Source organism: candidate division WOR-3 bacterium (assembly GCA_016926475.1).
GTDB lineage: Bacteria > SDB-A > SDB-A > SDB-A > SDB-A > JAFGIG01.
Genome location: JAFGON010000059.1, coordinates 1 through 6161 on the forward strand (window position 1 = coordinate 1; position 6161 = coordinate 6161).

Annotated in this window: 4 protein-coding genes; 3 read left to right on the forward strand and 1 reads right to left on the reverse strand. The window is 39.2% G+C overall.

Translation table 11 applies throughout. From position 1 onward, the window contains the following. The 3 genes from JXA84_06115 to JXA84_06125 form a co-directional block, all read left to right on the forward strand. The coding region (locus JXA84_06115) for an ABC transporter ATP-binding protein (GenBank protein MBN1150778.1) at window positions 1–756 on the forward strand (756 nt) is incomplete at its 5' end. 15 nt (window positions 757–771) lie between these two features. Beyond that, window positions 772–1890, forward strand: coding sequence for a tungstate ABC transporter substrate-binding protein WtpA (gene wtpA, locus JXA84_06120; GenBank protein ID MBN1150779.1), 1119 nt, complete (start codon window positions 772–774; stop codon window positions 1888–1890). A 188-nt stretch (window positions 1891–2078) separates the two neighbouring features. After that, on the forward strand, window positions 2079–5297 hold the full coding sequence (locus JXA84_06125; GenBank protein ID MBN1150780.1) for an Eco57I restriction-modification methylase domain-containing protein: 3219 nt from the start codon (window positions 2079–2081) through the stop codon (window positions 5295–5297). Window positions 5298–5412: 115 nt separating this feature from the next. On the opposite strand, the gene JXA84_06130 is transcribed toward JXA84_06125, so the two are convergent. Further along, window positions 5413–5916 (reverse strand): hypothetical protein, encoded by a 504-nt coding sequence (locus JXA84_06130; protein MBN1150781.1) that lies wholly within the window; start codon window positions 5914–5916, stop codon window positions 5413–5415. Window positions 5917–6161 lie beyond the last annotated feature (245 nt).

The window sequence follows — 6161 nt, forward strand, 5'->3', positions numbered from 1 at the left end:
AAGTTGAAGAAAATACCAGCAAAAAAAATTAAGGAAAAAATCTTATCAGCGGCGAAAGCTACAGCAATTTCAGATCTTCTGAAAAGGAGTCCTAAAACTCTCAGCGGAGGAGAAAAACAACGATGCGCTCTCGCCAGAGCACTCGTCACTGAACCTGATGTTCTTTTGCTTGATGAACCAATGAACGCACTCGACCCAAACAATAGGGAGAAAATGAGAGCATTTTTAAAGCAAATCCATGAAGAGTTTCAAATTACGGTTATCCACGTCACGCATGACTTTGAAGAAGCTATCGTTTTGGGAGAAAGGGTCGCTGTCCTTAATAAAGGTTTTTTGGTTCAGACTGGAAGCCCACAAGAGATCATGAAGAGCCCGAAAAACGAATTTGTAGCTGATTTCGCTCTCTCCAGAAATGTTTTCAAGGGAAAAATAACAACCACAGAAAACGGATATTCACTGGTAGATATTGGAGGTACTCAAATAATCGTTGTGACTGAAAAAAAAGGAGAAATCAACTGTTCTATAAGACCCGAAGAGATTATCCTTTCCCGTGAAAAAATACACTCGACCGCCCGTAATTGCCTTAAAGGGACTGTTGAAGATATTTCACACAGAGGTTTTTATGCGCTTATTAAAGTATTCGCGGGTCAGGAATTTATATGCTTGGTGACCCTTTCAGCCCTGGAAGAATTCGCCATTTCAAAAGGGCAGACCGTATGGATAATTTTTAAGGCTTCAGCTGTCAACGTATTCTGAGAAAAGGAGGAATTTATGAGGAAAGCTAGTTCGATCAAGGTTTTTATACTTCTGATCACTCTTATGAGTGCTGTTTGGGGCTGTTCAAAAAAACCAGAAATGGCTGAGTTACAGCCCACTGTTCTAAGTATTTATCATGCGGGTAGCCTTTCGGTTCCTTTTGAAAGTCTCAAAGCAGAATTTCAAAAAGACCACCCAAATGTCGAAATTATAATAGAGTCCGGGGGAAGCGCTGGACTGATAAACAAGATAATAACAGTGGTCGAAGCGGGTGAGGTTCCTCCCGACATTATGGCTTCAGCAGATTACAAACTTATCCCCAGCAGGCTCTACGAGAAGGATCTCGCTGATTGGTATATTGCTTTCGCCAGGAATGAATTGGTTCTTTGCTATCGCGATGGAGCTCCGTTTTCCGAAGAAATTCATAACGGAACAAGGACATGGTATGAAGTCTTAAAAAATGAGCCGGTCAGCTATGGGCACAGCAACCCGGATGACGATCCTTGCGGATACAGATCCCTGATGGTTATCCAGCTTGCCGAGCTCGTGTATTTTGAAAGGGCGTTTGATTTCGGTCTCGAGGCGGATCCTGAAGCCGAAATGCTCTATGATGTTTTAATTCCGGGTTCAGAAGAGGAAAGGGGAAGATCGGGGGGTGAGAACACAGACGCCAGACCTGGCAAGAGCCAGGAAATCGTCAGGACCAAATCAGTTGACCTCATCAGTTCCCTTCAGTCCGGAGACCTCGACTATGCTTTTGAATACAGATCTGTCGCTGTCCAGCACGATTTGAATTATATTGACCTTCACCCTGCAATCAATCTCGGCTCGATAGGGCAAATTGAAGGAGCCGAATTTTTATATGAAGATTTTTATCAAAACGCTACAATAAAAATATTGGCTGAGATCGACCCTGAAAAGGTTTACAAAGATATGAAAGGTGAACCTGTGGTTTACGGTATTGCCTCCATTAAAAGTGGACAGAACCGGGAAATGGCTTATGAATTTATAGCGCTTTTACTTTCTGAGAAAGGGCAACAGCTCATGGAAGAAAGCGGACAACCTTTTTTAAATCCCTTGGTCTGTGATCATCCGGAGAATTTGCCACAGTTGTTGAAAAGTTTTTTTGAATAGGTTTTCATAAACATATTCAACACACCGAAGAGGTTTTACTATTTTCCGTTCTGCCGGTTTATGACGGCTTGGATCAGAGCGGTTTTCTTTTATAAAAATATTCAGACAGTTTGGTTTTCAACTTTCTTTGACACTTCGCATCACTGATTTTATCATTTCTACAGAGATTGTGCTGATATTACAGAAATATGAATACAGAAAAATTTAAAGAGCTTGTAGTTAAAATTCTGCAGAGTCCTTTCGAAAGAGAAGGATTCATCTTTCTCGTCGATAATTTGTTTAAAAATTTCCAAAAAAATTCCTTTTCCTATGCTACGGACATAACAGCCATAGAAGATTATGGATTCATCCATAGCTATGAGGTAATAAGAAAAACCAATAAAGGCCAAAACGCTGAAATTATCATTGTAAGGATAAAAGAGGATTTATCTTCAGAATACTTTTATTCAGCGTTGGAATATTTCATCTCCCGATATGTAGCCGATTCCCGGAACAAGAAGTTAAAAAAACCTTTTATAGCGGCTTTTGTATTGCCGTGTGCGGATTCCTGGATGTTGTCATTCGTCCAATCCAGCAAAAGTAATAATATCGAATGTTTTTACTGGTGCTCAGCCGGGAAATACGAAAGCAGTTGCGCTTCGCAAAAATTTTTAACACCTCTTTTAAAGTCGAGAAAGTGTGTTGCTTTGAATGATTTGAAAAACGCTTTCGATGGAAGGAGAATACGGAAGGATTTTTTGGAGAAATTCAAAAGTTTTTGTATTAGTCTTGAACAATCAATACAAGATGAGTTACGGAGATACCCGGAAAGTCGAAAGAAAGCGAATATGGATGTTTCTGAATTTGTAATAAGCCTGTTGACTGACCTCTTGTTCTTGTTCATTCTGGAAAAAAAAGGATTTTTCGTTTGCGGAGACCGAAGTGAAGGATATGAAAAATCCCTTAAAAATCTTTTTGAAAAAAACCTGAAAGAGAATGGAAATTATTACAGAGATGTATTGCTACCAACGCTAAAAAAAATAGCCCTGAGTGAATCTTCAAACGGGAAGATTCATAATCCAGAAAACTCTATTCCCCTTTTTCACCGTCTTTTGTTTAAACACAAGGAGTTTGACAACACGCTACATAACAATATCCGAATTCCCAATGATATGTTCTCCAGTTTAAACGCGACGAAAGACAAGTTTATTGGAGACGGCATACTGGATTTTTTTGGGCGTTATAACTATAAGTTAAAGGACGACGAAATAAATGAAATTAGTATGTCAATAACCCCTGAAGTGCTCGGTCAAGCTTTTGAAAATCTCAAAGAACTCAAAATTAGAAAGAAAAGCGGAACTTTTTACACACCCCAAACTATTGTCAAATATATGTGCCGTGAAAGTTTGAAAAACTACTTAACGTCGAACATGAATGCAATGATCAAGACCGGAGACATAGAAAATTTAATTGAATGTTCCGAGCCTCTTTCTCAATTCAGGCTAAAAATGCTTCAAGGAGGTCAACATCGTTTCGGATTTGAAAATTGTAAATTGCTTGAAAGAGTAATTAAACGCGCGAGGGAAATTGACGGATTATTAGACCGAATTCGCGTCTGCGATCCTGGAGTTGGTTCAGGGGCTTTCGTTTCAGGCATGCTGAGCCTTATAGTCGGTTTAAGGCACTTTCTCACTCCTTATTTGATTTCGGATGAAAATGAGAAAATTTTTGACAGGTCTGAAGGGGGAAGAAGTTTATGCGATCTGACGAAACACGCTATTGAAAATTGCATCTACGGAGTCGACATAGACGGTCAAGCAGTTGAGATGACAAAAATTCGTCTGCTCCTCCGCCTTGCCGGAGATTTGAAAGTTTCAAAAATTTATCGAAATTCAAAAAAAAGGAATTTAGAAAAGTTTAAAAATATTGACTTTAAAATCAAAACAGGAAATTCCCTGCTGTCCGGAGGTGACTGTTCAGATGAAATGTTTAAAACCCATAAGTTTGATTTCAGGGAGCAATTTCCCGAAGTCTTTGGTGAAAAAAACGGATTTGACATTATAATAGGTAATCCGCCATATATAGGCGAGAGAGGCAACAAAGAGGTTTTCAGAACCGTAAAAAAGGGGAAACTCAGTGCATTTTACTCTGGAAAGATGGATTATTTCTACTTCTTTTTTCACCTCGCTCTGAACGTTGTCAAGGAAAAAGGGATAATCGCCTTTATAACGACCGATTATTTTCCTACCGCCACCGGCGCAAAAAAGCTTAGGTTCGATTTAAAAAACAGAGCCATTGTCAGGAGTATGACGGATTTTAACGGATTGAAAATTTTTAATTCAGCCCAAGGTCAACATAATATGATAACGGTTTTGGAAAAGGGCAAAAACGACGAAGCTCTTGCGCGGGTCAGCAAAACTCAAAGGAAAGGATTCGCGACTTCTCGAATCCTGATGAAAATTCTTGATGGAAATGATTCTGAAACACTTTACAGCAAAATAAAGCAAAAAGACTTATACGAAGGAAATGAATCCTATATCAGAACTGGCACTAAAGTTTTTTTTGGCAATAACGAAAAACTCCTTCAGAGGATTTTCTGTAAAATCGAAATCGATTCGGTGCGGCTTGATCTTATTTGCAACATAAACCAGGGGATTGTCACCGGAGCCGATAAAGTCACCAAAAAGCACATAGATCGCTTTGGCATAAAAGCAAAAAAGGGGGAGGGAATATATGTCCTCTCGGATGCTGAAGTATCGGGATTGAATTTGGATGAAAAAGAAAGGGGTATTCTTAAACCGTGGTTTAAAAACAGTTCAATTTTCAGGTGGTATACAGAACAGTTGAGCCGTGAAAAGGTCATTTACGCTGATAAAAAATCAGACAATTTGAATTGTGATAAAATAAAAAACCATCTTGAGAAGTACAAAAAAATATTGGACAATTCTTCATCTAATTCTCCTTATCTCCACAGGCCGAGAGGCTTGGATTTTGAAGGCGAAAAAATCGTCGTCCCTCAGAGAAGTCCGAAAAATACCTTCGGATACAACAAAATTCCATGGTACGCCAGCGCGGATGTATATTTCATAACAGAGAAGGACAGGGCATTCCCTTTGAAATACATTTTAGCCATTCTCAATTCCAAATTATACTATGTATGGCTTTACAGCAAAGGAAAGAGAAAGGGGTGTAATTTGGAACTGTATCAAAAACCCCTCTCGGAAATTCCCGTTAAAAAGGTCTCTAAAAGAGATATGCTACGGGTCGTTTCTGTCGTCGAAAAAATTCTCGAGACGCCACATGGGGAGAGTTCTTTTGCTATCGGCAAATTTGAAAATGATATTGACCTGTTGATCTATAAAATATACGGTCTCTCCTCAGATGAAATCAGAATCATTGAATCAATAAACAACCCTGGTATATTCTGAAAACTCTTACGCACAGGTTCCAGCCCCAAGTCTTATCGAAAAAAAAGCGATCTTTTTTCCATGGGTGTTACACTTCGTCAAAATTTTAAAGTTTTCGTCCTTGAGTTTTGATTTTTTATAATTTTCTGCTGTCATACGACCAATGCAACAGAGCTTGTCTTTGTTTTTTTCTGCAGTTGAAATCTTCCGGGATGCAATTTTTTTTTACCTGGGTAATATGCCTTTTCATCGCTTTCCAGCGTTTGATCTGTCTTATGTCATCTTCATGTCTTCTGCCCATGTAATATCGGCAATACCACTGGAACCAACCCCTCGGGTCATCCGGGTGTATCCAGCCCTTTTGCCGCCAGACATACAGGGGCTGGCTTGCGTTTACATGGAAGAAATTTAATTTTGGATCATGTCTTTCGGGGCATAACTTTGCGTTGACAAACCAATCAACGGGGAATTCATCCCGGCAATCTGTCATATACTTTCCGCCAAACACGCCAAGCTCCAACATTTCTTTTGGAGTCAAATCCGGATTAAAGTTTGGGTCAAAATTATCACCGGGTTTTTCTGAAAGTTCATAAATATAGTTTTGCTGCATTTTATCGTTGACTTTAACTGTTTTTTTCATTTTTATTTTTGATGGCGCAAAACAACTCCTGTAGCGGCGTGTCCGGTTGCCATACTCTGCCAAATTTATACCAAAAATTTTCATGAAATCAATCTAAATAAAAACGGCAAAAATATGTTTGGGGGGAAGTTTAGATATCCGATAAATCAATATAGAAAATTTTCGGAGAGGGAGGGATGTGCTTCACCTTCGGTAAACCATTCCCTCCCGCTTACTTCATAAGTTCACAGCACAGCTGCGAACTA